At 59.2% G+C, this 25,101-nt stretch carries 23 protein-coding genes, 2 tRNA genes and 1 pseudogene; 18 read left to right on the plus strand and 8 right to left on the minus strand.

From position 1 onward, the window contains the following. Nucleotides 1–3: 3 nt before the first annotated feature. Nucleotides 4–249, plus strand: a complete 246-nt coding sequence (locus tag Q4D83_RS03775; protein WP_303173122.1) for a hypothetical protein — start codon at nucleotides 4–6, stop codon at nucleotides 247–249. Between the two features lie 165 nt (nucleotides 250–414). Continuing rightward, the gene (locus tag Q4D83_RS03780; RefSeq protein WP_303173124.1) at nucleotides 415–1,953 is read left to right on the plus strand and encodes a peptidoglycan DD-metalloendopeptidase family protein; all 1,539 of its coding nucleotides are present in this window, start codon (nucleotides 415–417) and stop codon (nucleotides 1,951–1,953) included. A gap of 102 nt (nucleotides 1,954–2,055) precedes the next feature. Here the strand turns inward: Q4D83_RS03780 and Q4D83_RS03785 are convergent. Beyond that, nucleotides 2,056–2,127 (minus strand) — tRNA-Gln (locus tag Q4D83_RS03785). Nucleotides 2,128–2,263: 136 nt separating this feature from the next. Between Q4D83_RS03785 and Q4D83_RS03790 the strand changes: the two genes are divergently transcribed. Both Q4D83_RS03790 and mfd read left to right on the plus strand, forming a co-directional pair. Then, a complete protein-coding gene (locus tag Q4D83_RS03790; RefSeq protein WP_303173126.1) occupies nucleotides 2,264–2,896 on the plus strand; it encodes a TetR/AcrR family transcriptional regulator in 633 nt (210 codons plus the stop codon). A gap of 21 nt (nucleotides 2,897–2,917) precedes the next feature. After that, nucleotides 2,918–6,646 (plus strand): transcription-repair coupling factor, encoded by a 3,729-nt coding sequence (mfd, locus tag Q4D83_RS03795; RefSeq protein WP_303173583.1) that lies wholly within the window; start codon nucleotides 2,918–2,920, stop codon nucleotides 6,644–6,646. Nucleotides 6,647–6,709: 63 nt separating this feature from the next. On the opposite strand, the gene Q4D83_RS03800 is transcribed toward mfd, so the two are convergent. After that, on the minus strand, nucleotides 6,710–8,185 hold the full coding sequence (locus Q4D83_RS03800) for an amino acid permease (RefSeq protein WP_303173128.1): 1,476 nt from the start codon (nucleotides 8,183–8,185) through the stop codon (nucleotides 6,710–6,712). Nucleotides 8,186–8,248: 63 nt separating this feature from the next. Between Q4D83_RS03800 and Q4D83_RS03805 the strand changes: the two genes are divergently transcribed. From Q4D83_RS03805 to Q4D83_RS03835, 7 genes are all read left to right on the plus strand, one after another. Beyond that, nucleotides 8,249–8,839, plus strand: coding sequence for a MazG nucleotide pyrophosphohydrolase domain-containing protein (locus Q4D83_RS03805; RefSeq protein WP_303173129.1), 591 nt, complete (start codon nucleotides 8,249–8,251; stop codon nucleotides 8,837–8,839). Then, a complete protein-coding gene (locus tag Q4D83_RS03810; RefSeq protein WP_303173131.1) occupies nucleotides 8,815–9,612 on the plus strand; it encodes a lytic transglycosylase domain-containing protein in 798 nt (265 codons plus the stop codon). The genes Q4D83_RS03805 and Q4D83_RS03810 overlap by 25 nt, the downstream gene beginning before the upstream one ends. 210 nt (nucleotides 9,613–9,822) lie before the next feature. Continuing rightward, nucleotides 9,823–11,100: a phosphopyruvate hydratase gene (gene eno, locus Q4D83_RS03815; RefSeq protein ID WP_303173133.1), complete on the plus strand. Its 1,278-nt coding sequence runs from the start codon at nucleotides 9,823–9,825 to the stop codon at nucleotides 11,098–11,100. Nucleotides 11,101–11,404: 304 nt separating this feature from the next. Next, nucleotides 11,405–11,896 carry a septum formation initiator family protein gene (locus Q4D83_RS03820; RefSeq protein WP_303173135.1) on the plus strand — a complete coding sequence of 164 codons (492 nt, stop codon included), beginning with the start codon at nucleotides 11,405–11,407 and terminating at the stop codon, nucleotides 11,894–11,896. A gap of 66 nt (nucleotides 11,897–11,962) precedes the next feature. Beyond that, nucleotides 11,963–12,526 (plus strand): DUF501 domain-containing protein, encoded by a 564-nt coding sequence (locus tag Q4D83_RS03825; protein ID WP_303173136.1) that lies wholly within the window; start codon nucleotides 11,963–11,965, stop codon nucleotides 12,524–12,526. Further along, nucleotides 12,523–13,488 (plus strand): Ppx/GppA phosphatase family protein, encoded by a 966-nt coding sequence (locus Q4D83_RS03830; protein WP_303173138.1) that lies wholly within the window; start codon nucleotides 12,523–12,525, stop codon nucleotides 13,486–13,488. Before Q4D83_RS03825 ends, Q4D83_RS03830 begins: the two co-directional genes overlap by 4 nt. 24 nt (nucleotides 13,489–13,512) lie before the next feature. Next, nucleotides 13,513–13,586 (plus strand) — tRNA-Leu (locus tag Q4D83_RS03835). Nucleotides 13,587–13,661: 75 nt separating this feature from the next. On the opposite strand, the pseudogene Q4D83_RS03840 reads toward Q4D83_RS03835, so the two are convergent. Continuing rightward, a pseudogene (locus tag Q4D83_RS03840) lies at nucleotides 13,662–13,852 on the minus strand (tyrosine-type recombinase/integrase); the annotation flags it as partial. 441 nt (nucleotides 13,853–14,293) lie between these two features. Between Q4D83_RS03840 and Q4D83_RS03845 the strand changes: the two are divergent. The 3 genes from Q4D83_RS03845 (at nucleotide 14,294) to Q4D83_RS03855 (ending at nucleotide 15,996) form a co-directional block, all read left to right on the plus strand. Then, the gene (locus Q4D83_RS03845) at nucleotides 14,294–15,115 is read left to right on the plus strand and encodes a hypothetical protein (RefSeq protein ID WP_303173140.1); all 822 of its coding nucleotides are present in this window, start codon (nucleotides 14,294–14,296) and stop codon (nucleotides 15,113–15,115) included. Beyond that, nucleotides 15,105–15,497, plus strand: a complete 393-nt coding sequence (locus Q4D83_RS03850) for a hypothetical protein (protein WP_303173142.1) — start codon at nucleotides 15,105–15,107, stop codon at nucleotides 15,495–15,497. Before Q4D83_RS03845 ends, Q4D83_RS03850 begins: the two co-directional genes overlap by 11 nt. Before the next feature lie 142 nt (nucleotides 15,498–15,639). Next, entirely contained in the window at nucleotides 15,640–15,996 is a 357-nt protein-coding gene (locus tag Q4D83_RS03855; RefSeq protein WP_303173143.1) for a hypothetical protein, read from the plus strand. 273 nt (nucleotides 15,997–16,269) lie between these two features. On the opposite strand, the gene Q4D83_RS03860 is transcribed toward Q4D83_RS03855, so the two are convergent. Together Q4D83_RS03860 and Q4D83_RS03865 are read right to left on the minus strand one after the other, a co-directional pair. Further along, nucleotides 16,270–17,256: a hypothetical protein gene (locus Q4D83_RS03860; protein ID WP_303173144.1), complete on the minus strand. Its 987-nt coding sequence runs from the start codon at nucleotides 17,254–17,256 to the stop codon at nucleotides 16,270–16,272. Between the two features lie 615 nt (nucleotides 17,257–17,871). Continuing rightward, nucleotides 17,872–19,557, minus strand: a complete 1,686-nt coding sequence (locus Q4D83_RS03865; protein WP_303173146.1) for an alpha/beta hydrolase — start codon at nucleotides 19,555–19,557, stop codon at nucleotides 17,872–17,874. Between the two features lie 265 nt (nucleotides 19,558–19,822). On the opposite strand from Q4D83_RS03865, the gene Q4D83_RS03870 reads away from it, so the two are divergent. After that, the gene (locus tag Q4D83_RS03870; protein ID WP_303173147.1) at nucleotides 19,823–20,917 is read left to right on the plus strand and encodes an AraC family transcriptional regulator; all 1,095 of its coding nucleotides are present in this window, start codon (nucleotides 19,823–19,825) and stop codon (nucleotides 20,915–20,917) included. Nucleotides 20,918–21,004: 87 nt separating this feature from the next. After that, nucleotides 21,005–21,826, plus strand: coding sequence for a Bax inhibitor-1/YccA family protein (locus Q4D83_RS03875; protein WP_303173149.1), 822 nt, complete (start codon nucleotides 21,005–21,007; stop codon nucleotides 21,824–21,826). Nucleotides 21,827–21,938: 112 nt separating this feature from the next. Here the strand turns inward: Q4D83_RS03875 and Q4D83_RS03880 are convergent, their stop codons facing one another. From Q4D83_RS03880 to Q4D83_RS03890, 3 genes are all read right to left on the minus strand, one after another. Then, on the minus strand, nucleotides 21,939–22,520 hold the full coding sequence (locus tag Q4D83_RS03880; protein WP_303173150.1) for a hypothetical protein: 582 nt from the start codon (nucleotides 22,518–22,520) through the stop codon (nucleotides 21,939–21,941). A gap of 97 nt (nucleotides 22,521–22,617) precedes the next feature. Next, nucleotides 22,618–23,139 carry a transcription elongation factor GreA gene (greA, locus tag Q4D83_RS03885; protein WP_146325081.1) on the minus strand — a complete coding sequence of 174 codons (522 nt, stop codon included), beginning with the start codon at nucleotides 23,137–23,139 and terminating at the stop codon, nucleotides 22,618–22,620. Between the two features lie 193 nt (nucleotides 23,140–23,332). Beyond that, nucleotides 23,333–23,761: a DUF4307 domain-containing protein gene (locus Q4D83_RS03890; RefSeq protein WP_303173153.1), complete on the minus strand. Its 429-nt coding sequence runs from the start codon at nucleotides 23,759–23,761 to the stop codon at nucleotides 23,333–23,335. Nucleotides 23,762–23,873: 112 nt separating this feature from the next. Between Q4D83_RS03890 and mca the strand changes: the two genes are divergently transcribed. Then, on the plus strand, nucleotides 23,874–24,755 hold the full coding sequence (gene mca, locus Q4D83_RS03895; protein ID WP_303173154.1) for a mycothiol conjugate amidase Mca: 882 nt from the start codon (nucleotides 23,874–23,876) through the stop codon (nucleotides 24,753–24,755). Between the two features lie 26 nt (nucleotides 24,756–24,781). Beyond that, nucleotides 24,782–25,051 (plus strand): hypothetical protein, encoded by a 270-nt coding sequence (locus tag Q4D83_RS03900; protein WP_303173155.1) that lies wholly within the window; start codon nucleotides 24,782–24,784, stop codon nucleotides 25,049–25,051. Nucleotides 25,052–25,101 lie beyond the last annotated feature (50 nt).

Below are 25,101 nucleotides of genomic sequence, written 5' to 3' on the forward strand. Positions count from 1 at the left end.
CTTGTGGCTGCCTTGGGCTCGTGGCGTTCTCCGAATGCGCAGTGTGATGAGCGGGACCGCACGTTCGATTTTCTCGCCGGACGCTGTACCGATACACCCGCGGAGATCGAACATATCTATTGCCTCTATCGACGCCGCGGCTGCCTCGCGTTGAGCTCGCGCGCGGCGTCGATAGGCGGGGCGGATGTTAACGGAGTGGTTGTTGATGCCTGGGAACAGGCCTGGTTGCTCCTAAACGTATGGCGCTGAATTGATATGGAAACACTATGACGCGTCTAGTGTGCTCATATGCCCAGCTGCCACCATAGGAACCTAGGCGTTCCCAAACGCCGGCGGAAACGCCCAGCCTGACCCACACAATCCCGACAACGCACACGCACACATGCGCAGTTCACGCGACGGAAGGAGTTGCCTGTGGCGCGACAGTACCCAATGAAAAAAGAAACCTACACCATCTCTTCCGGGTGGGGGCCTCGATCCGGAGGCTTCCACTACGGCCTCGACTTCGCCGCAGCAGACGGAACCCCGTTCTATGCTTGCGCCGACGGCACCGTGCAATTTATCGGGCCCGCACAGGGGTACGGGCAATGGATCGTTATCGACCACCCCGCCAGCGTCGGTGGCGGCTGCACCGAATACGGGCACATGTGGAACGCGTTCGCCACCGGTCTCAGCGTCGGTGCCCGAGTCCGCAGGGGTCAGCTCATCGGATACGTGGGCAGCAACGGCACCTCGACCGGCCCACACCTCCACCTCACCGTGTGGGAACGTGGCTACGGCGGCAAACGAATCGACCCCGCGCAATGGCTCGCAGGCAGCCCACATCCCGGTGAACCCGGCTCCGTCGGCGACGTCCCCGTTGAGCCCGGCGCCGGGGGCGGCGAGCCGAATGCAGGTGCTGGGGGTGGGCCGAATGAAGGCGCCAGCACCGCGACGTTGTTTGGGGTGGACGTGTCCGAGCATCAAAGTGGGATGAACCTTGGGATGGCGGCCGCGGAAGCCGGATTGGACTTTGCCATCATCCGTACCACCGACGGCACCCACCGCGACCTTATTTACCGCTCCCATATGGAGGACGCGGAGCGCGCGGGCCTGATCACCGCCGCCTACCATTACCTGCGCAACCCCAGCGAAGGGCGCCCGATTGCCGCGCAGGTACAAGCGTCGCTCGACGTGATGGGCGATTATCGACGCCCCATCTGGATCGACGTGGAAACCCCTGCCGGCATTCACGTTAATCACATTCGTGAATGCAAGAGGCTTTTTGAGGAAGCGGGGGTGCGGGTGATTGGTTGCTACTCGTATGTGCCTTATTGGGAGCACAAGATTGCACCGAGCGAACCCGACAGCCACGAATTCGGCGCGTTCTGGGTGGCCGCCTACGGCCGCAACGCGCCTGGCGCCCCAGCCGCCATCTACCCAGGTAATGGGCACCGCCAATGGACATATCCGCTGGGCGGGCAGACGCCAGTGCTGTGGCAATACAGCTCCGAAGCCAGGTTCGGCACGTGGCGGGGCGGAACATCAGGCGTGGATATCAACGCCTTCCGCGGAACCCGCGAACAACTCAAAGCCCTGTTTTATGGATCCGGCACCGGGTCCGAATCGCCCGAGGAGGGAAACCGCGTGGAAAAAATGACCCGCTGGATACTCGACCAATTCGTAGGCCCAGAATGGTCGGGCGGCAAACCCAAATTCAGCGGTTGGGCGCAAACCGAAGGCCAGACTTTTGTCGACTACGTGGTGAGCAAACTCAAGCTCATCCCGGACATGGCGAAATCCGTTGCCGAGCTGCCCGGAAAACTCGACCGGACCGAACAACTCCTGCTCGAAATGGCCAAGTCCGTCGCCGACATTCCGGCCCGGTTGGAACGCATTGAAGCCCAGCTGAAGGCCACGAACGGAACTTCTCCGGACACGCAACATGGCGGCACCGACGCAGTGATCCGGTAGCAAGGGGAGCGGAGAATCGTGCCCGCCGCTTAACAAGTCACCCCTACATGCAAGAAACCGCCCGCATGTTTATTACATGGTCGGGCGGTTGTGCTTTTGTTGCTGCCCCACCAGGACTCGAACCTAGAAAGCTGGTACCAAAAACCAGAGTGTTGCCAATTACACCATGGGGCATTTCACCGATGCCGCAACGGCTCGTTGAAGCGTTGCGCGGTTCGGGTGACTACTATACCTTATTGTTTGCTTTTCGCATATTGGCTGGTTGGCCCGCATATGCCGGGACCGGGGTGGGTGCTCTAGTGTTGTACGCATGGGTAAACAGCGCATGACTGGCAAGCAACGCCGTGAGCAGCTCATTAGTATCGGGCGATCGGTGTTTGCGGAACGCGGTTTCGAGGGCGCAAGTGTTGAGGAGATCGCAGCGCGGGCGGGTGTGAGCAAGCCGGTGGTGTATGAGCATTTCGGCGGTAAGGAAGGGCTGTACGCGGTGGTGGTGGACCGGGAAATGGTCCGCCTTGAGGGGGTTATTACGGAGTCCCTGGCGCAGGGGAGTTCTCGGCACAGGGTCGAGCGGGCGGTGCTGGCGCTGTTGACGTACGTGGAGGAACATACGGACGGTTTCCAAATCCTTGTGCGCGATGTCACTCCCGGTGCGCCTGGCACGGAGCATAGCTACTCCACGATGCTGAACGATGCCGTCGCCCAGGTTTCCTATATTTTAGGCCAGGCGTTCGCGCGTTCCGGCTTGGATCCAGCGTTCGCTGGATTGTATGCGCAGGCACTGGTGGGCATGGTGTCCATGACGGCACAGTGGTGGCTGGATGAGCGGACGCCTTCGAAGGAGGAGGTCGCGGCGCATATTGTGAATTTGAGTTGGCATGGTTTGGCGGGCATGAAGGCGGACCCGAAGTTGGATACCTTGAAGGTTTCGGAGGAGAGTTAGGTGGTAGGCGTTTCGACCCCCATGTTGGCGGGGTTGTTGAAGGTTGCGGGGACGGATCCGAAATTTCGGGGCTTGGTGAGCCATGTGCGCGAGCCGATGCTCCATCTTTCTGGTGTGGATCAGGCGCGCCCGTGGACGGTGGGGGTGTTGGCGCAGCATGCGCCGGTTTTGGTGGTGACTGCGACTGGCCGCGAGGCGGAGGATTTGACGGCTGAGTTGAAGGCAATGTTGGGGGATAAGGTTGCGTGGTTCCCGTCGTGGGAAACGCTGCCGCATGAACGCATGAGTCCTGGCGTGGATACGGTCGGCCGCCGCGCCGAAGTGCTCGCCAACCTTTCGAATTTGCGTGTGGTTGTGATGGCGGCGCGTGCGTTTTGCCAGCCATTGGTGGAGCAGCCGCGCGCACCAATGTCGCTGCGACAGGGCGCGGAGTACGATTTCGCGGAGCTCATTCACGAACTGGTGTTCCGGGGATACGGGCACGTGGATATGGTGGCAAAGCGCGGGGAGTTTGCTACTCGCGGCGGGATTGTTGACATTTTCCCAACCACCGCGGAGCTGCCGGTGCGCGTGGAATTTTGGGGCGACGAGATCTCCGATATCCGGCCGTTTTCCGTTGCCGACCAGCGAACCATCCCTGATTTTGAGTTGGACTTCGTCGATGTGTATTCCTGCCGCGAGTTGTTGGTGGACCAGGCGGTGGCGCAGCGGGCTGCGGAGTTGGCGGTGCGGCACCCGGGCAATCCGGCGTTGGTCGAACTGCTGTCCAAACTCGCGGACGGTACCCCCGCCGACGGCATGGAGGCGCTCATCCCCGCGCTTATCGACGCCCCGCTCGTGGCCGTTTCCGAATTGTTTCCGCGCGACACGCACGTCTTGTTGTTCGATCCGGAGAAGATCCGGCGGCGCATCGCAGACCTTGAGGCAACCGACGCGGAATTCCTTGCGGCCGGTTGGGAGGCTGCCGCTATGGGGGCCAGCGGACCGCTGGCTGCGGAGGGGTTAGATTTATCGGCAAGCAGCTACCGATCTTTTGAGTCGCTGCGGGTTTCTGCCGAACGGGCCGGGCAATCGTGGTGGACGTTCGCCCCGCCGGGCATGTTGGAAGCGGACGAGGCGGACACGCTGCCGTTGAACTTTGAGCTGGGGCCCACCCCGCGCGGTGAGCTGGCCAAGATCGACGCGATGATGAATACGCTGATTGATCACACGCGTGACGGGGGTCGGGCGGCGTTTATCGCACCCGCCGCCGGCGCGATTAAGCGAATGGTTGATCGGTTCGCGGAGCAGGGGATTCCCACAAAGGTGGCCACGCCGGGGTGGGAACCCAGCCCAGGGGAGGTTACGCTCTACCAGGCGATGTCGCACGCTGGTTTGGTTTTCCCGAAGGTGCGGAAGCATCGGGATGCGCAGGCTTTGCCGCTGATCGTGATCACCGAAACCGATCTGACCGGGAATCGCGTTGGCGATATCGCTGGCGCAAAGCGCCGGCCCGCGCGTCGCCGCCACAAGGTGGATCCGCTGGCGCTCAACCCGGGGGATTTGGTGGTGCATGAGACCCACGGCATCGGCCGATTCCTTAAAATGATGGAACGCACCATCAATACTGGGGACGGCACTTCCCGGCGGGAGTATGTGGTGCTGGAGTACGCGGCGTCGAAACGCGGTCAACCCTGCGATCAACTCTTTGTTCCCATGGAAAGCTTGGACCTCCTGTCGCGGTATGTGGGTGGGGAAAAGCCGAGCTTGAGCAAAATGGGCGGCTCGGATTGGAAAAACACCAAGCGTAAGGCGCGTTCGGCGGTGCGGGAGATCGCCGGCGAGCTTATCGAGCTGTACGCGAAGCGGCAATCGGCGCCGGGGCACGCATTTTCGGCAGATAATCCGTGGCAGCGAGAAATGGAAGATAATTTTCCGTTCGTGGAAACCGAAGACCAAATGTCCGCGATCGAAGCGGTTAAGGCTGACATGGAACGCCCGGTGCCAATGGATCGGGTGGTCGTTGGTGATGTTGGGTATGGAAAAACCGAGGTTGCCGTGCGTGCCGCGTTCAAAGCCGTGCAAGATGGCAAACAAGTGGCCGTACTGGTTCCCACGACACTGTTGGCGCAACAGCACCTTGCAACATTCCAGCAGCGTATGGATGGTTTTCCCGTAACTATTCGCGGACTATCGCGATTTACGCCAAACAAAGAGGCGAAGGAGATTTTGGCGGGTTTGGCGGACGGTTCCGTGGATGTGGTGATTGGCACGCATCGCTTGATTCAAACGGGCGTTCAGTGGAAAAACCTTGGTCTGGTGGTCGTGGACGAGGAGCAGCGCTTCGGCGTCGAGCATAAGGAGCACATCAAGGCACTGCGCACGCACGTGGACGTGCTTACCATGTCGGCCACGCCGATTCCACGAACCTTGGAAATGTCCATGGCCGGCATCCGCGAAATGTCCACGATTTTGACGCCGCCGGAGGATCGGCACCCGGTGCTTACCTATGTCGGCGCGCAGGAGGACAAACACATTGCGGCCGCTATTCGTAGGGAATTGCTGCGCGACGGACAGGTGTTTTACGTGCACAATAAGGTGGCGTCGATTGAGAAACGCGCGCGTGAGTTGCGTGAACTGGTGCCGGAAGCCCGCATTGTGGTGGCGCACGGGCAAATGAGCGAAGACATTCTTGAGCAAACTGTGCAGGGTTTTTGGGACCGCGAATACGACGTTTTAGTGTGCACCACCATTGTGGAAACTGGGTTGGATATCGCTAACGCGAACACGTTGATCGTGGAAAACGCGCACCACATGGGGCTGTCCCAGTTGCATCAATTGCGCGGCAGGGTGGGGCGTTCGCGGGAACGCGGCTACGCTTACTTCCTCTATCCGAAGGGCGCCACGCTTACCGAAACTTCATACGACCGCCTCGCGACTATCGCACAAAATAACGACCTTGGCGCGGGTATGGCGGTGGCGATGAAAGACTTGGAAATGCGCGGCGCGGGCAATGTGCTCGGCGCCGAACAATCCGGCCACATCGCAGGAGTGGGGTTTGACCTGTATGTGAGGCTCGTCGGCGAGGCCGTGGAAGCGTTCCGCGCGCTGGCGGACGGCAAAGTCATCGACGCCACGGACAAAGAGCCCAAGGAAATCCGGGTGGATCTTACCGTGGACGCGCACATCCCGGAATCGTACATTAATGCGGAGCGGTTACGGCTGGAGATTTACCGCAAGATCGCTGCGTCTACCGATGATGCTGAGTTGCGGCGCGTGGTCGAGGAAATGGTTGACCGTTACGGCCCGATCCCGGTCGAGGTCGAACGTATGTTGGCGGTGGCGCGGCTGCGGCACCTGATGCGGGCGGCCAAGTTGGAAGATGTCGGTGTACAAGGCACTCGCATCAAGGTGCACCCCGTGGATTTGCCTGACTCCAAGCAAGTTCGGCTCAAACGAATGTTTCCCGGCGCGACGTATCGCGCCGCCGCCCGCGCCGTGCAGCTGCCGTTTCCGAAGGCGGGGCGCAATGTTACCGACCCGCAGCTTCGAGACGTGGAACTCGTGCAATGGGTCGCCGATTTTATTGCCACGATGTTTGAACTTGACCCGGTGAATGTGGACGGGACTCCGCGTGAGACTCCGGCGGCGGCGCCGGTTGCCGTGGAGGATCGAGATCCCCTCGCGGCCATGCGATCGACGAGGCGCCGCGACGAGGAAGACGAAGACGATCGCCGCGCGGCACGGCGAAAAAAGTACCGGCTCCGTTAACGGAGCCGGTGGGCGAGTGCCTGAGTCGTACCATCACCAGTTTTGGTGATGGTACGGTGCGCGTTACAGGCTGAGCGTTCCTGCGCTGAGGCCATAGATTGCAAAGACCGCGCCGATGACTACGAGTGCGACGATGATCCATTCGAAGGCGTTGAAGATCTTTTCGCCGGCGCGGACGCGGGTCCAGATGTACGGGACGAAGCCGGGAATGACCAGCAGCGCGCCGAAGAGCAGGTAGGTGGGGTCCGCAGCGTAGAACAACCAAACGGAGTACACGGTGGCGATGGCGCCCACGAGGAAGTGCCGGCGATTCTCGCCGGCGGGGATTTCCGGGCCGGAGTCGTCGAAGCGGTCGCCGGCGTGGGGGTGGGTGACACCGCGCCCACGGGTGGCCAGCAGCACGAGGTAGAAGGCGGAGAAGATATACGGCAGCAGGTACATCATGGTGGCAAGCTGCACCATGGATACGTACGTGGTCTCGTTGACAAAGAAAATGATCACGGAAATCTGGATCACTATTGTGGAGACTAGCTGCGCGTAGTACGGTGCGCCGGCGGCGTTGGTTTTGCCGAGGCGTTTGGGAAGCAGGCCGTCGTAAGCCATCAGCGCGATGGGTTCGGCGCAGAGCATCTGCCAAGACACATAGGCGCCCAGTACGGACAGGCACAAACCGAAGGAAATCAGTGCGCCGCCCCAGGGGCCGACCACGGCCTCGAGGACGCCGGCCATGGAGTTGTCTGGGAGCGCGGCGAGTTCTTCGCGGGTGAGCACGCCGTACGAGAGTGTGGCTACGGTGACTAACAGGGCGAGAACCATGCTGAAGCCAATGACGGTGGCGCGTCCCACGTCTTTCCGGGTGCGGGCTTGTTTGGAGTACACGCTGGCGCCCTCGACGCCGATAAAGGCCCATACGGTAAACAGCATCATGCCTTTCACCTGGTCGGTGACGCTGCCCACGGAGCCATCCGCGGCCCAAAGATCGAAGGTGAAGCGGTCCCAGCTGAACCCGAGGAAGGCGACGAGTACCACGAACACCAAGATGGGCAGGATCTTTGCCACGGTGGTCACGAGGTTCATAATCGCCGCTTCCCGGATGCCGCGGGTGAGTCCGGCAAAAATGGCCCAAGTAAGGAGGGACACGGCGATGGCGGATGTCCAGCGGTTCTCCGCAGAAAATACGGGCAGGTAGTAGCCCAGTGTGGAGAAAAATAAGGTGGCGTAGCCGACTTGGGCGATGACACTGCCCAGCCAATAACCCCAAGCGGATGCGAAGCCGACGAAGTCGCCAAGGCCGGCGCGTACGTAGGAGTAGACGCCGGAGTCGAGGTTGGGTTTACGAACAGCGAGGATCTGGAAGACGAATGCGATGGAGAGCATGCCCACCCCGGCGATGCACCAGCCGATGAGCATTGCTCCGGGCCCGGCCACGGAGCTTGCGTTTTGGGGGAGTGCGAAGATGCCGGTTCCGATGGTGGAGCCGATGATGAGGGACACGAGCGTCCAAACGCGCACTTTGTTGTCGCCTGTTGTAGTAGTCACGTTGAGTAACCCTAGGTGTTTGTCTACTCATTTCCCAAGTGTGAATCCATGTACAATCGCCGCATGTCGATTCTCCTCTTGGATTCGAGGCATCCGTTGTGTGTGCCGCTGGACGTGGTGGTGCACCACCAGCCGAGTATTGCGTACACGGACGCGGTGCCAGGAGAGGTCCAGCAGGCGTTGTCGAAACTGGGTGCAAGCAGTGCAAATGACAGGAACCAGGCGGAGCTATTGGTGGCTGTTGATGCGGCGGAGCCGCTCGTTGCGGCGCGGATCGCCGCAGGGGAGCAGGTGGTGGCGGCCGGGGCGTCGATAAGTGTGGCGCAACAGGTCATGGGCGCGGCGGTGGCGCGGGGGGAGTGGGAACGGGCGCAAACCCACGTCACGCTGCTGCCGTACCTGCACGAGGAGGTCGCGGAGTTTGACCAGGCCGTACGCCACGGCACGCCCGAACAAGTTTGCGATGAGCTTTCCGATGTCCTGCTACAGGTACTGTTTCATGCGGAAATCGCTTCGAGTTTCGAGTTCGATGATGTGGCGGCGGCGTTTGTGCGGAAAATGCGTGCCCGCGCGCCGTATTTGTTTGATGGTTCCACTGGTATCGTTCCGCTTGCGGTGCAAACGGACGCATGGGAAGCGGGCAAAGTTCAGTGAATCGAGCGGTTGGTTGGGGTTGCGCCGCGATCCTCGCTATGGTGATGGTGATTTCGTTCGTGGGCTGGTCGCTCACGTTTTTGCAGGGTTCCGCGCCGATCCGGCAGCTGCAACCCGTGCCTGCCGACGTCCCGCCTGCCGGCGGCGTAGAAGTGCCCGCCGTGGACGTGCACGCTGACGGCAGAACCTCCGAAAAGCTGGCCTTTTGGGCGGAACCTTTGGCGGCTGATACGGGCATTTCTACCCAGGCGTTGCAGGCGTACGGCAATGCTGAATTGATCGCGGCAGAGAGCTGGCCCGACTGCCATCTTCGTTGGAACACTCTTGCGGGTATTGGGTTTGTGGAGACGCGGCACGGCACCTACTCCGGCAACCTGTTTGGCGGTAGTCACTTGGACGAGCAGGGCGTTGCGGTGCCCCCGATTATCGGTGTGCCGCTCGACGGTTCGCCAGGGTTTGCGGAAGTTGCGGATACGGATGATGGTGCCCTCGACAACGATGCGCAATTTGATCGCGCTGTCGGTCCGATGCAGTTTATTCCGGAGTCGTGGAAGCGGTACGGGCGAGACGCCAACGGTGACGGCTCCCCAGACCCGCACCAGATTGATGACGCCGCACTCGGCTCCGCGAATCTGTTGTGCGCCAATGGGCGCGATTTGGCGACGCCCGAGGGGTGGGCCGACGCGATCCGGTCCTACAACTTTTCGCAAGAGTATTTGATTAATGTGCGGGACGCTGCCGCAGCATATGCGCTACGGCAACCCCCGGTGTGAGTGGCCTCACGCAGGCCCGTCACGCGCGGCGATTTCATGCCACAATTGGTAGGTAGGTGCGGCCGTACCGGTTTTCCGCTCAAAAGTGTGGCAACTATCTCATGTCCGTTTGGTTCCGATCGGGCATCATAGGTGGGACACTTGAGGTTGGAGTCGGCGACATCCGCACAGACAAATTCACATCATTGTCCATTGACATAGGAGGCCACTGTGGCTGAAATCATGCACGTTTTTGCTCGAGAGATTATGGATTCCCGCGGCAACCCAACGGTCGAGTGCGAGGTGTTCCTTGATGACGGCAGCCACGGTGCGGCCGGTGTGCCCTCCGGCGCATCCACCGGTGTGCACGAGGCTCACGAACTCCGCGACGGTGGTGACCGCTACTTGGGCAAAGGGGTGCTGAAGGCGGTAGAAAACGTCAACGAAGAAATCGCCGACGCGCTGGCTGGCTACGATGCCGACGACCAGCGCATGATCGACCAAAAGATGATCGAACTTGACGGCACCCCGAACAAAGCTCGCCTCGGCGCAAACGCCATCCTCGGTGTGTCCATGGCCGCCGCCAAGGCCGCCGCTGATGCTGCCGACCTCGAGCTGTTCCGTTACATCGGCGGCCCGAACGCCCACCTGCTGCCAGTGCCGATGATGAACATCGTGAACGGTGGCGCCCACGCGGATTCCGGCGTGGACGTGCAGGAATTCATGATCGCCCCGATCGGTGCCGAAAGCTTCGCCGAGGCGCTGCGCATGGGTGCCGAGGTGTACCACACCCTCAAGTCCGTGATCAAAGATAAGGGCCTGTCCACCGGCCTGGGTGACGAGGGTGGGTTCGCACCTTCCGTCGAATCCACGAAGGCCGCCTTGGACCTCATCGTCGAGGCCGTGGCGAAGTCAGGCTACAAACTGGGCGACGATATCGCCTTGGCGCTTGACGTCGCATCCTCCGAGTTCTACAAGGATGGCAAGTATCACTTCGAGGGCGGCGAGCACACTGCCGAAGAAATGATCGAGGTGTACAAGAAGCTCATCGAGGAATACCCGATCGTGTCCATCGAGGACCCGTTGCAGGAAGACGATTGGGAGGGCTACACCGCATTGACGGAAGCCATCGGCGAGAAGGTCCAGATCGTTGGTGACGACTTCTTTGTGACCAACCCCGAGCGCCTCAAGCAGGGCATTGCCAAGAAGGCCGCGAACGCGCTGCTGGTGAAGGTGAACCAGATTGGTACTCTCACCGAAACGTTCGACGCCGTGGAGCTCGCACACCGTAACGGTTACCGCTGCATGATGTCCCACCGCTCCGGCGAGACCGAAGACACCACCATTGCGGACCTCGCGGTTGCGTTGAACTGCGGCCAGATCAAGACCGGCGCGCCCGCCCGCTCCGAGCGCGTGGCAAAGTACAACCAGCTGCTGCGCATCGAGCAGATGCTTGGCGACGCCGCGGTTTACGCTGGCCGCGACGCCTTCCCACGCTTTGCCAACTAACCGCCTAGGCTAGTAGGCACCGAGGGCGTGGGAGTGCCCGTTTGAAGGTAGATATCCCGGCAGGAGTAATCCCTGCCGGGATATTCTTTGCCTTCGTGCTCGTTGTGCCGCGCGCTTCGTGTGGCTCCCCGTTATTCCGGTGGCGAGTGGCTAGGATTGGGGTGCTATGGAATCAACAGCACACCGCCGAGTGCAACCAGTGACCTACCGTCGAACTGGAACACGAACCAATGAGCGTCGGCCGCGTCCGCCGAGGTTGTCGGGCACGCCTGAACAACGGCGGGCGTCGAGAGGCGGGGGGCGCGTGGGACGCCCACGCCGGCTTCGGTTGGGCGCCATGGAAATAGGGGTGCTGGTAGGGGTAACCATCGTGGTGCTCGTGATGATTGGCATGCCGCTGCGCAACTACTTCCAGCAACGGAGCGATATCGCACGCGTGAACGCCAGCATTACGGCGAAGGAAGAGGAAAAGCAGCGGTTGTTGGGGGAGCTGGAAAAGTATGAGTCGGAAGCGTTTGTGAAGGAGCAAGCGCGCGTCCGCCTCGGCGTCATCGAGCCTGGTGAAACAGCTTTTCGCATTATTAGCCCGGAGTTGGAGGCTGAGTCTTCGACCGGTCAAACGAGCGAACGGGCCGACGATCAGCAGGTATGGTACGACCTGTTGTGGGACGCCATCGCTACCGAGGATTCCGTTGTGCGCATCGGGGGAGAAGAGCAAGCTGAAACGCCGCCGAGCGAGGTTGGGCGCTTGCCCATTTCGCCGACGCAACCTCCGCCGCCAGCAGAGGTGCCATAGCTTGCCGGATTCGCGCATTCGCGCGTATGCATTACACTCATTATTTTTTACGATGGAGAAACGATAATGAGTGCACATGTAGATCCCGCCGACATTGCGGCCGTGGCGCAGCAGCTTGGCCGCCCCCCTCGCGGCGTATTGGAAATTGCCTACCGTTGCCCAGACGGTGCGCCCGGCGTGGTGAAAACCGCGCCCCGGCTTGACGATGGTACGCCCTTTCCAACGCTGTATTACCTCACGGATCCCCGGTTGACGGCGGAAGCTTCCCGGTTAGAGGTGGCGCACGTGATGAAGTGGATGACGGAGCGGCTGGAACGAGACGCCGAACTGAAGGCCGATTATCAGCGCGCCCACGAGCTGTACTTGCAGGAACGTAATGCGTACGAGGATTTGGGCACGGACTTTTCCGGTGGCGGCATGCCGGACCGCGTGAAGTGCCTGCACGTGCTGATCGCCTACGCTTTGGCGGCCGGACCGGAGCGGGTGCGGCTGGGCACGGAGGCAGTCGCACTGGCGGCCGAACACGCGCAGTTGCGGGGGACTGCGGTGCCCGCTGATTGGCCGACCTGCGAGGAGCTTGGCGTGAGCTTAGATGAGTTTGATTTCAGCAATGCGGAGGTGCGCCCATGACTCGATACGGAGCGATCGACTGCGGCACGAATTCACTGCGTTTGCTGATTGCGGAGGTGCTGAACGGCACCACCACCGAACTGGTGCGCACCATGGAAATCGTTCGTTTGGGCGAGGGTGTGGATGCCACTGGGCGGCTCAGCGACGCCGCGTTAGCGCGCACGCGTGCAGTGCTAGAAACATATGCCGATCTCATGGTGGAATACCGGGTGAGCGATGTGCGCATGGTAGCCACGTCCGCGACTCGAGATGCGGCCAACAAGGAAGCGTTCTTCCGCATGACAGCGGAGATTCTCGGAAGATTCCGCCCAGGATATTGCGCGGAAGTGATTTCCGGCGATGAGGAGGCGGCGTTGTCGTTCCGCGGCGCAGTGGCGGACTTGGATCCGGCGTCGGGGCCGTTTTGCGTCATTGATCTTGGCGGTGGCTCAACCGAATGCATCGTCGGCGATTATGACGGCACGATCCACGGGGCGTTAAGTGCACAACTCGGCTGCGTTCGCCTTACCGAACGATTGCTCGGTAGTGACCCGCCGTGTGAGGCGGAGGTAGAGATTGCCACCGAGTACGTCACCACGTGCCTCGAAGAAGTGCGCCAGCACGTGCCCATCGACCAGGCGCGCACCTTCGTTGGTTGCGCCGGTACCTTTACCACGCTCGCCGCACTTGCCCTGGGGTTGGAGGAGTACGACGCCACCGCCATCCACGGATCCGAACTACGTTTCGACGCCCTGCGTATCCTTGTGCAACGCCTCATCGCCGAATCCACCCAGCAGCGCGCCGCCAACCCGGTGATTCATCCTGGGCGTGCGGATGTGATCGCCGGCGGCAGCATTATCGTGCAGGGAATTCTCACCATGGCCGAAGAACACGCGGGTGTTTCCTCGCTATTGGTCAGCGAAAAAGACATTCTTGACGGCATGATTGCAGGGCTTTCGGACGGCGCGGCCATCATGCGCTAAACTACTCACGGGTGATTCACCCAAGCCCCTATAGCCCAATTGGCAGAGGCAGCGGACTTAAAATCCGCCCAGTGTCGGTTCGAGTCCGACTGGGGGCACTCAAGAATTTGCAGGTCAGAACGGGTTTCAGTCCCGAAAAACCACCGCCGTGACGGAGTTTTGACGGAGAAAAATTACGAAACAGCCCGACACAACCCATCCAACACCGAAGCCACCGCATCCAAATCCTCATCAAACAACTCCGCATACACATCCAACGTCATCGCCGCCGACTTGTGCCCCAACTGAGTCTGCACTACCTTCACATTTACCCCGCGGACATCAGTAACTCCGCCGCCACATGCCGCAAACCATGCGGCGTCACTGGCAGCACCTCAGGAACCCCCAACACGCCCGGGTGTATGGGGAGCAGGCTGGGTATGCGGCGGCGGATTATTTCTTTCGGTCGCGGCAGTTGGATGATGTGTTGGCGGGGTTGGATTATCCGGTGGTGGCGGATCCTGCGGGGTTGGAGCAGGCGGAGGCGTCGTTTGGGTGGGCGTTGCGCACGTCGCGGGAGGGTGGGGTGTTGGATGTGGGGTTGGCGCGGCGGAAGTTGGCTGGGGTGTTGAATCGGTTGGTGTTGCAGCCGGCTCGTGAGACTGTGGCGTTGACGACGAGGGTGGCGGGCACCCGGTTTGCGAGGGTGCCGTCGCCGGGGGCGTGTGTGTTTTGTTTGATGTTGGCGTCGCGTGGGGCTGTGTATTCAGAGCAGACGGTGGTGCAGCGGGCGCGGGGCGGGTCATATCACGATAATTGTTCGTGTTTGGCGATTGAGGTGCAGTCTACGGCGGATTTGCCGGTGATTAATCGGCAGTTGGAGCAGTTGTGGAAGGCTGCGACGGCGGGGGTTGAGGGGCCGAAGGCGCAGCAGGCGGCGTTTGCGGCGGCGGTGCAGGAGCGGAGGTCTAGAGTTAGCGAGCGTGGTAATCGTGAACACCGAGAGCACATGGAGTCTGTTGAAGCAGCTCATAAGTTCACAGTTGCTAAAACTGTTAATGAGTCACGTGGCATTTCGGGTGAAGAGGCTGAACTTCGGCGAAAGTTGGGGACACCGGGGTGGATCCCGGGGGATGCTTTCAGGGTTATCGCATCTCCTTTGGATGCGGTGAAGTCTAGTGAGGCGTTATCGGCAGATCAGATCAAGAGCTTGGGTTTGCTGACGGATCCTCGCGATTTGGTTAACTCAGTTTCTGTAGATAGAGAAGCCAAAGTCCGTGACTGGCGGCTAGCGAACGGTGCTAGAACTGTAGATTTCGTTACTCCAGCGAGCCAAAGCGCGGCAATACACGATAAGTTGTTAAAAGCCACGGGTAAGCTTTCTACACCTGATTTTCTTATCGATGGGTATTTGACTGCTGATGTGAAGGTTTTACGTAGTTTCAAAAAGTTCGAGGCAAACGTAAGGTCTGGCGCGTTGCAGGCGGGCACGGTGATCATTGATTACCGTGGTGTTGATGTTGATGATGCCCAAGTTTTTCAGGCTGTCCGCAAATCTGCTTTAAATGATGGTCACAAAATTGCTAGAACTGTAGCTGTAGGTAAAGAACGCGTGTTTTTCTGGGAAGGAGAGTCAGATGTCCGTTGATCCTTGTGTGATTATTCGTAGGTTCTCCGGTGACCGGGAAGCTGCTTTATCCTTAGGTCGGGATATAGTGCGTCGTGTAGCGGAAGCGTCGGGCCTTGATCCTTTTTGCATATGCGTTGTTGACGTTCCGGAGTACGATAGGCGGGCTTACGGAGAGTTTTATGTCAGCGGGTCTAAATCTTCTGAGGATCGAGAGATAAAGCTACTTTCCTTGGTTTTTGACGAACTCGTTCGTGATACGGACTGGGATGTAGAGCTCTTCTGGGGAGGTCTGGAGGACTTTGTGGATGGGCTAGAGCATATGCGTCGATCTGATGGAGCGGAGTCTGCGGAAATTTTCGACCCGTATGAGGATCAGTTCGAAGGTATAGATGCGGCTTAAAGCGTTGATTTGGTGATTTCGCCGGGTTCGATTCCCGGCAACGCACGAGAACCCCACAACTGGTTTGGTTGTGGGGTTTTGTTATGCGCCCGGCCGAAATGGTGGGCGTTTTGCCGAAAAGGGAAATAAATAGGAGGAAATTATGAAGACACGGGGTCCGGTGTGGGTTCGGCGGGTTGAGGGCGAAAACGCTGGTGCGGCCCCAGCCTCGGCAGATACTTCAGCGGGTGCGGACAGCTCTGGGGCTGCACAGGCTCAGGATGCGGATAGTTCTGGGGCTGAATCCGAGCAGGGTGCGGAAAGCACCGCGGAGCATTGGAAAGCGCAGACCCGCAAATGGGAACGCCGCGCCAAAGACAACCAAGCCGCCGCCGAAACGCTGAAAAAGCTTGAGGATGCGAACAAAACCGAACTGCAAAAAGCGGAGGAACGCGCAACGCAGGCGGAGCACCAACGCGCCGCCGCCGGGCGCGCCGAAGATTCCGGGGCAGGTGGCTGAGGCGATTGGTTGGGAGGGGCGTGGGGAGGAATGAACATGAGGGAACTCTCTTTGCTGGTTGTGTGGCCGGTGGAGAGGGTTCCCTATCTTTTTGTGCGCGCCTTTTGGAGCGTGGGTTACGGGAATCTTTTCGCGCGTCGAACTTGTAGGAGGCCACGTGCGCCTTCAAAAGCTGCAACTACTGCGGGCAAGGCAACCCAAAGTGGTACTTGGGTGAACGTGATAAGCACACCAGCTGTGATGAGGGAGACGGTTCCTGCAAAGAGAAGCCAGCTACTGGTTATCGTCAGCCGACGGCGATAGGTCTGATTGTTTTTCTGTATCGTTGTGCGGATTGTCTCCATTGGGATTGGGGTCGTCACCGTGGGCCTCCTTCCGCTTGATGTGCAAGATAGTCCACTTGGTTGACGTGGTCTTGCCGTTCTTTTTTACTCTATCTTCCTGGATCATCATCGTGTATAGATTTTCGTTATTCACTTTTTCTCCATGCCTGACCTGTTCTAGGAACACTGAATCTTTAATTTCGACTTTCTTACGGGTGTCCCCGACGCGCACAGACCAGGCCCCGCCTCCTTCTAGGTCCGCGACTGCGAGAGTGCCTTCGTGAGTGATGATGTTGGATGATTCTTCAATTTCGTCCTCGGGGTTGACACGAATGTAATCGGCCTTCGTTAGCGTGTAGTGCTCGTCGCGCTTAACGTCAGGGTTATCCTTCGCGGGTGTGACGTTGAGCTCAGTGATTCGGGGGTCGGTAAGTGGTGCCATGATTTTTCGGAGCTGTTTGCGGCGTCGAACCGTCTTTTTATTCAGTTCCATAAATGCTTTGGCGGGAATGATGTCAACCGAATCATTGCGCCACTTCACTTTGTAGCTGCCGTCGTCAAGAGGGCTGGCATCGACCAATTGGTCACTGGTTGCTTTGACGGACCATTGAATGAGTTGAGAGACTGTGGGGATGCCGACAACGGTGTAGGCGATTTCTTTTGCCGTTTCAGGGTTCTCTGTTATGAATCTCATCGCTTCGATAATGAAAGATCCCTCTTTCGCTGGGCGAATGAGTATTTCAGATTTTATAGGACCTTCTGGGTGGAAAACGCCGGCTTTTTCGAAGTCTTCGGTGAGTTCAGTTAATCCGAGCAGAGTTTGTGCGACGTGTTCTGCTCGGAGTTCGTGGACTGCGGTCCCGTTTGTGTTCTCCCCGTCAAATCGGAGGGAGATGACATCTTGGATGCGCCAGTCCGTGCTTGGTTCTTCCTTCATTACCATTCCTTAATTTTACCTAAGGGGAAGCGTAGGTTTTCTTGCGTCTAGGCTAAAGCGCATCCCCTTAAGATGGTGAACGTGCGCAGTTCATCTGTCTGCGGGTGACGTCCCTGAATGGTCGTATTCATTGACCACTCCATTGTCCACTAATTTCCGCTGGCAATAGGGCCAAAATCAGCGTTTTCTCAGCTTCGATTGTCCAGTGGGCTGACCGGTGAGACGGTCGCCTGGAGGGCAGGCGGGCATAGGGGGTCGTGTCTCGGCCGTTGGGTGGGTAGCCGTGGTGTTTTGGTGGTGTTGACCCGGGTTTAGTGGGGTGTTTCCGTGACGGAGTTTTGACGGAGAAAGTTGCGAAGTCTAGCTAACCTAGGGGCTACTGCTTGGGAAAACATAAAACCCGCTACCCGGTGCGAAAACGGCAAACCCCCAGTTCAAACGCCATTTATGCTGAAAATAGCAGCTGGGTCGAGTCCGACTGGGGGCACCACGTTGGAGGGAGTCGTCGCGCGAGGTGATGGTGCGGGGTATTAGGGGATGAATAATAAAGCTCCCCGCGCGCTGGATGCTTGTGGTGGCGATCCAACATGCGGGGAGCTGAGGTTTTGGCTCGGGCTATGAATTTGGGGTGGTTGGGGTTTCCGCAGTTTCAGTTTCGGTGTTTTGCTCCGATTCTTCTACGGGATCGTCTTCGCAGACGGTTCCTGCTGCTGGGAGTGTGCCGTCGAGGAAGTAGGTGACTACCTTGTCGTCCACGCAGCTGGAGCGTCCTTGAAATGATGCGGCGTGGCCTTGGGCATCTACGGTCAGCAGGGTGGAGGTTTCCAGTTGTTTGTTCAACGCTTCCGCGTATTGGAACGGCGTCGTGTGGTCGCCGGTGATGCCGATGACCAGGATGGGGGCGGCGTTGGGTGCGTGGAATTCCTCGTAAATGTCGTGGCCGCTTTCCGGCAGGGCGAAGCAGCCGAGGTCTGCAAGGTCCGAGAGGTTTTGCTCATCAATGTCGGGGCCGCCCAGCAGTAATGGCATGCCTATGCGGTTGACGTGCTCCAACAATCCCGGAATATCCGGATCGTTGGGGAAGGAGTGGCAGGTAACAATCGTTCCGGAGGTGTCTACGGCTGCGCCGCCGGAGGCGATCGAATCTGCGATGAGTTTGATGGTTTCGCCGTCACCTTCGAGTGCTAAGTTCAGCGCCGCTATGGAAATCTTCCGGTCGAATGCGCTTCGGTACAAGGTGCTTGTTAGGTAGCTGTACACGTCGTGTCCCGTGAGAGTGGCGCCTTCGTCGCCGTGTAGCGGCTGCTCGTCGAGTTTTTTGATAAGGTCGGCGACGCTTTGCTCATCCACGAACGGGCAGGTATTGAGGGTGCCGTCTTTGGTGTATTCCGCTTCGCAGGTTTGCCCAAGGTGCACAATCGCGCGGGAGATGGCTACTTGTTGTTCAAAGCGGTGAATCGGGGTCGCCCAGCCGGCATCTTCGGCTGAGTCAAGCACCATGCGGCCAACTTTGTCTTGGAACAGGGTGGCATACGTTGCGCCCAGCATTGTGCCGTAGGAATAGCCGAGGTAGTTGAGTTTGTCGTCCTTCATGAGTGCGCGCATTAATTCCATATCGCGCGCTACTGAGGAGGTGCCCATGTAATGGGCGAGTGGGTTTTTGCCAATGCAATCGCCGATGCGCAGGGTGGAGTTTGTATATTCCGAATCTTGGCATTGGATTGGCTGGGAGGCGCCGATGCCGCGCGGGTCAAAACCAAGCAGGTCGTATTCTGCAAGAAGCTTGTCAAAGCCGGGCGACACTGTCATGCCAATCATGAAATCGCGGCCGGTGGCGCCGGGGCCTCCGGGGTTGCCCAGCAGCGTGCCTTTTGGCTTATCGCCTGTGGATGGAATGTGCACTACCGCAAGTTCAACGGATTGCAGGTTTTCCGGGTCCGTCCAGTCAAGTGGTGCGGCGATGCTGCCACATTTCACTTCCTTGGTGTTGACATTTACGGCTTCTAGGGCTTGTTCAACTTCGGGAATTAAGCCGTCTTTGGGGCCGCACTCGCGCCATTTAATATTTTGTTCATAGTTACGTTTGAAATTTTCGGCTTGCCATTCCGCAGTGAGGTCCGGATTGGAAATTATTCGCAATGGCCCGCCGTCGGGGCCAGCACCCATCGCAGACGTTGGGGCATTGCCGCCGATGGTGGACTCGCTGGCACATCCGGCAAGCAACAACGTGGCAGCCAAGGGAAGCGCAGCTAGTTTTCGCAATATTGCGGTGCGTGGTGAGGCACCTTTGTTGTGAAACATCGACAACAACTCTATTCAGGAGAAGTGACAAAATACCAGTTCAGCATACACGGTAAGTGGCCCTCAATTCCCAATTATGCGGACCTGGCAACATATTTAAAATTTGCGCAAAATTAACGGCAGAATTTTGTGTTCCATTCAAAATTTCTTATTGTTGGTGGATTTATGCTGGCGGTGCGTGGTGTGTGGGTTGGGTGTTGCGCTCGTGGGAACCTAGTCCGCTATACTTATTCAGGTTAGCGTTACCTAATTCAAAAGGATGGTTATGTCTGCGTTTCCGCAACCCACGCTGTTTTGGTGCCATGAGGGTTCGGCGACTCTTCGCACGGGGGCTGAGGTGATGGAGATACGCGCGGGCACTGGGCTTTATGCAAGCGCGGCTACGATCGTTGAGCAGCAGGGAATAGTGCTGCCGCTGCCCGCTGATACGGTGCGTTCGCTCGCGCCGCGCAGAGTGGTGTTCGGCCCAGGCTGGGGGACCGTGATGCTCCGCGAATTCTCGCTCGCCGTTTCGAATCCGGAGTATGTGCTCCCGGCTGAAATCGCCACTGTGTGTGAGGTGCCAGCTGCGTCGCCGCCCATGCCTGCTGCCGCGGAGGCGCGGCAGGTAGCCACGTGGTTGACGGAAAACGTTGCTGATCAGACTTCGCTTGAGGATTTCGCTGCGCAGTTGCGCGTAAGCTCCCGTACCATTCAGCGGCAGTTTATTGCGGGCACCGGACTATCCTTTAGCGAGTGGCGCGCAGGCGTTCGGGTATCTGCCGCCGTGGAGCTGTTGACCTTGGGGTTTTCCGTAGCGGTCGCAGCAAACTTGGTTGGGTTTTCGGCAACAAGCAGCCTTACGCGCGCGTTCCGTCGGCACACTGGGTGTCCGCCGTCTGCGTTTACCACCGGCGCGGCTGGCATGGGGGATGTTGGCTCCCCGCCCGCCTGTGAGTCCTACACCGTATTCGCAAGCGATATCGATGTTGTGTGGTGGGTAGAGCGCGGGACCGCAACGTTAGTCGACGGCAGCTATTGCCGGTTTTTGGCGGCTGGAGACACCGCCACGCTGACCGCCGACAGTAGCGCGCGTATCGACGTCGCTTCCGGCTCAGTCCTGTTCCCACTGCCGAAGGGGGAGATGTTTGTAAGCCAGCCGAGCCTTCGAGCTATTGCAGTGGATTATCGGGTGCATCGCACCCTGGGAACTTCAGAAGTATTAGCGAAAAAGATGGAACGTGCGCGAGATTTATTGCGTCGAGGGCAGCGCCCCAAAGATGTTGGAATCGCCGTTGGATACGGCACGCATAGCGCGTTCAGCAGGGCATTTAAGTACGCTCAGGGGGTTACCCCGCGGGAGTATCAGCGGGGAATCTAACCCGGTTGGGAACTAATTTCGTCGCTGGTGCGTTGATTGGGTTGTAAGCATTTTCCCCATGACCCAAGAAAGGAACAGGGACTCCAAGTGCGTAGCAGTAACCCTGTATTCAGTTCGCTGGTTGGCTCCAGGCAGCGGGCCGTCCAGAATCCGTTCCAGGGCTACCCAGCGGACCCATACTCCCAGTACCCTTCCGCAGGCGCCGCCACGGCTGAGCGCCCCATCACTGTTGATGATGTCATCACCAAGACCGGCATCACTCTCGCCGTGATTGTGGTGATGGCAGTGCTGAACTTTGGTATCGCTATGTATGTGAGCGCGCCGCTGGCGATGCTGCTCACGATCGTCGGCGCTATCGGCGGTTTGATCACGGTGCTGATTGGTACGTTCGGTAAGAAGTACGGTTCCGCAGCGATCACCCTCACCTACGCTTTCTTTGAGGGCCTGTTCGTTGGTGGCATTTCGTTAGTATTCTCCGGCGTTCTCGTTGGCAAATCCGCCGACGCTGGCGTGATGATCGGCCAGGCGGTGATCGGCACCGTCGGCGTGTTCCTCGGCATGTTGTACGTGTACAAGACCGGCGCGGTGAAGGTGACGCCGCGTTTCCAGCGCATTATGACGGCCGCCTTGGTCGGCGTGCTGGTGCTGGCGCTGGGCAACATGATGTTGTTCTTTGTCACTGGGATGAACCCGCTGACCAACGGCGGCCCGCTGGCAATCATCTTCTCTCTGGTGTGCATTGGTCTCGCAGCGTTTAGCTTCCTGCAGGACTTTGATGTTGCTGATCGCTTGGTCCGCTCTGGCGCGCCGGCCCGGATGGCGTGGGGCGTGGCGCTTGGCCTCGCAGTGACCCTGGTGTGGCTCTACACCGAAATCCTCCGCCTGCTCAGCTATTTCCGCGGCAACTAACCGGCCGTTACGCCAGCAACGCCCCGCTTGACAAGGATCCGCGAGGATCTTGCAAGCGGGGCGTTTTCGCGCGTCCGTGCGCGCTGTGAGATTGTTCCGCTCGTGGCGGGACTTAGAGGACGATGCTGGCGCCGTTGACGGTAATGAGGGTGAAGGCGGGCCCTTGGGAGGTCATGGTGGGTGCGGAAAGTTCCACCTTGACTTCAGTTTCGGAGGTTTGTCCCTTCGCGTCCTTGGTTTTGCACACGGTGCCCCCGCAGATTTTGGTTTCGCGGATGGCGGTGCCCTGCGCGGAGGTTTCGTTCCAGGTTTCCCACGTGATGTCTTTGAGCCGATCCCCAGTGTGGGAGCAGGACAAGGACAGTGAGGAGGGGCGTTTCGTGGGGCTACCCACGCAGTCGATCACGCCGGGGATGCCGTGGGAGGCGTGCACCATGTAGGAGGTGGGGGTTGACGCAGTGGTTTCGGACGTGGTGGTGCTGCTGGTTGATTCGGTAGTGGGGGACGTCGATAAGGAGCTTTCGGTGCTGGCGCGGCTGGCTGGGCTGGTGAGTGTCTTCTGCGTGGAGGTCGGCGCGGCGACGTCTGGGGCGGTATCTATGCGGCGGTCGGAGTCAATTTCGCCGGGTGGGGACGTACACGCGCTAAGGAAAGCGAGGCTAGCTGCGGTGAGAGCGATGGCATACAAACGCATGGATATGTCGGTTCCTAGGAATTGGGCAGAAAATGAGTAGGCACAAAGAATGCCGCCCACGCTGGTGGACGGCAGACACTTCACACTGTGGTAAAGCTTAGCTGGAGCGAAGAGTTGCTGCCTTATCAGAATTGTAAGGCTCCGCAGACACAATGGTCACGGAAATGACCGTGCCATTTGGTGCGGTGTACTCACGGGTGTCACCTTCGCGTGCCCCCAGAATCGCGGCGCCCAGCGGTGCGTGTTCCGAATACGTTTCCAAATCCTTGTTGTCGGAAGCGGCGGCGCGGGTACCAATCAGGAAGGTTTCCTTCTGGTTCTGATCACCGTTGTAGTACACGTGCACCACGGAACCGACGTGCGCGACGCCTTCTTCCAGCCCGGCGCGTTCCGTGGTGGAATTAGCCAAGATTTCGGAAATTTGTTTGATGCGGGCTTCTTCTTGGTCCTGCATCTCGCGGGCGGCATCATAGCCGGCGTTTTCCTTGAGGTCGCCTTCCTCACGGCGCTCGTTGATTTCAGCGGCAACGACCGGGCGGTGGGCGATGAGCGCGTTGAGCTCCTCTTCCAGCTTCTTCTTGGTTTCCGGCGTGATGTATTGCTTCTGGATCTCAGCCATGGTGTGTGTAAAAACCTTTTCGTTTGGCAACCGTCGTGTCACAGTGCAACGCCCCGCTGAGCACTGCTAAGCAAGCTTCGAGCACACGCCGAAAGCACGCTTTAAGCACACGATTTGCGCGCATCGTGCGCGGAAAGGTGTACGGCATCATGCGGGGCAGCCTTCTTCGCGTGAATCTTAGCACAATTGGGCGCTAAGACCCTTCTGTGAGATATGCCGGCACATTGTTGTGGCAACCGTACACAGTGCCGGCAACGGGCACGTCGCGGGTGGGTATTTCCACCTGGAAGCGTTCGGTGCGGTCCCCGCCGGGTTCGATGCGGAACTCGCGCCTGCCTACCTCCGCCTTGTCGTAGTTGAGTGCGGTGACGATGCAATAGGTCGCCTCGTCGGTGTTTTTCCGCGTCACATCCACCGAAATGCGCAACGTATTATCGTCGATGCGTTCGAACCCGCTTTGGGTTGCGGAGACGGTAGCGCTGTTCGTTTTTTGGAAGTACTGGAACGCCACGATGATCGCTAGGATCACGAAGATGACGGAACCAACGGCGATGATTTTGCCGCTCACGTTTCCCTTGGTGGGGTCGGTGGCGTAGCGGTCGCTGCGGCGGGTGTTGGACATCGGCGTTCCTTCGGGTGCGTGTTCCAGTAGTCGGTATATATAGTAACTCCCGCCCGTGGCCTAGGATTGTCTAGGAGTGGTCCAACAACGGCGTGTAAGGAGCGTGCTTTTCGTGAACAGTCTGCGCCTCATGGCGATCCATGCTCATCCTGACGATGAGTCCAGTAAGGGTGCTGCGACTGTAGCTCGCTATGTTGCTGAGGGGCACGAGGCGATGATCGTGACCTGTACTGGCGGCGAGCGGGGGGACATTCTCAACCCGGCGATGGATAATCCGGGAGTTGCGGAGCGCATTACAGAAATTCGGCGCGAGGAGATGGCTGCGGCGATTGCGGCGTTGGGGGCGCAGCACCGCTGGTTGGGCTATGTGGATTCCGGTTTGCCGCAGGGTGACCCGTTGCCCCCGTTGCCTGCGGGATGTTTCGCGCTGGAAGACGACGAGACTGTGGTGCGCGACGTGGTACAGGTTATCCGCGAGTTCCGTCCGCACGTGATTGTGACCTACGACGAGAACGGTGGCTACCCCCATCCGGATCACCTGAAGGTGCATGCGGTGTCAATGAAGGCTTGGGAGCTCGCTGGCGATGCTGCGTACGCGCCGGAGGTGGGGCCCGCGTGGACGCCGTTGAAGTTGTATTACACGCATGGGTTTATTCGCCAGCGTATGCAAATGTTCCACGATGTGCTGTTGCGTGAGGGCAAGCCCAGCCCGTACGGTCCGCTGTTGGAGCGTTGGCAGGCGCATCGGGCGGACATTATGGCCCGGGTGACCACGCAAGTTCCGTGCGCCGATTATTTCGAACAGCGTGACGACGCCCTGCGTGCCCACGCGACGCAGATTGACCCTGCGGGGGCGTTTTTCGGTACGCCCGTGGAAGTACAGCGTAGGCTGTGGCCGACCGAGGAATTTGAGCTGGCGGCCACCCGCGTGACCACGGCATATCCAGAAAATGATCTGTTCGCAGGTATTACCGAAGCCGCCGCTGAGGCGTAGCCCGGCTCAAGAATAAGGAGAAACGTATGGTGGAATTCGTGTTGGCGCAAGCCGAGCGCGGCGGGCCGCTGGGCCCTGAATTTGGCAAGGCGTCCCCGGTGGGGTTGCTCATCATTGTGCTCATGTTGGTGGCGGTGTTGTTTATTGGTTGGGCGTTGACGCGCCGCATTAAGCGGATGGCGCGGCGTCGAGAATTCGCCGAAACGCACGGCATCGACGTGTTTGATCAGGAAGCCGTGGATAAGGCGATGGCCGCGGAGGGGCTTGCCGTGGACACGCGCAAGCAGTGGTTCTAGTCCCGCCCAGCGCCCGCAAAAGCTGACGTACGTTCGATTCGGCGATTTTG

The organism is Corynebacterium sp. (genome assembly GCF_030532715.1).
GTDB lineage: Bacteria > Actinomycetota > Actinomycetes > Mycobacteriales > Mycobacteriaceae > Corynebacterium.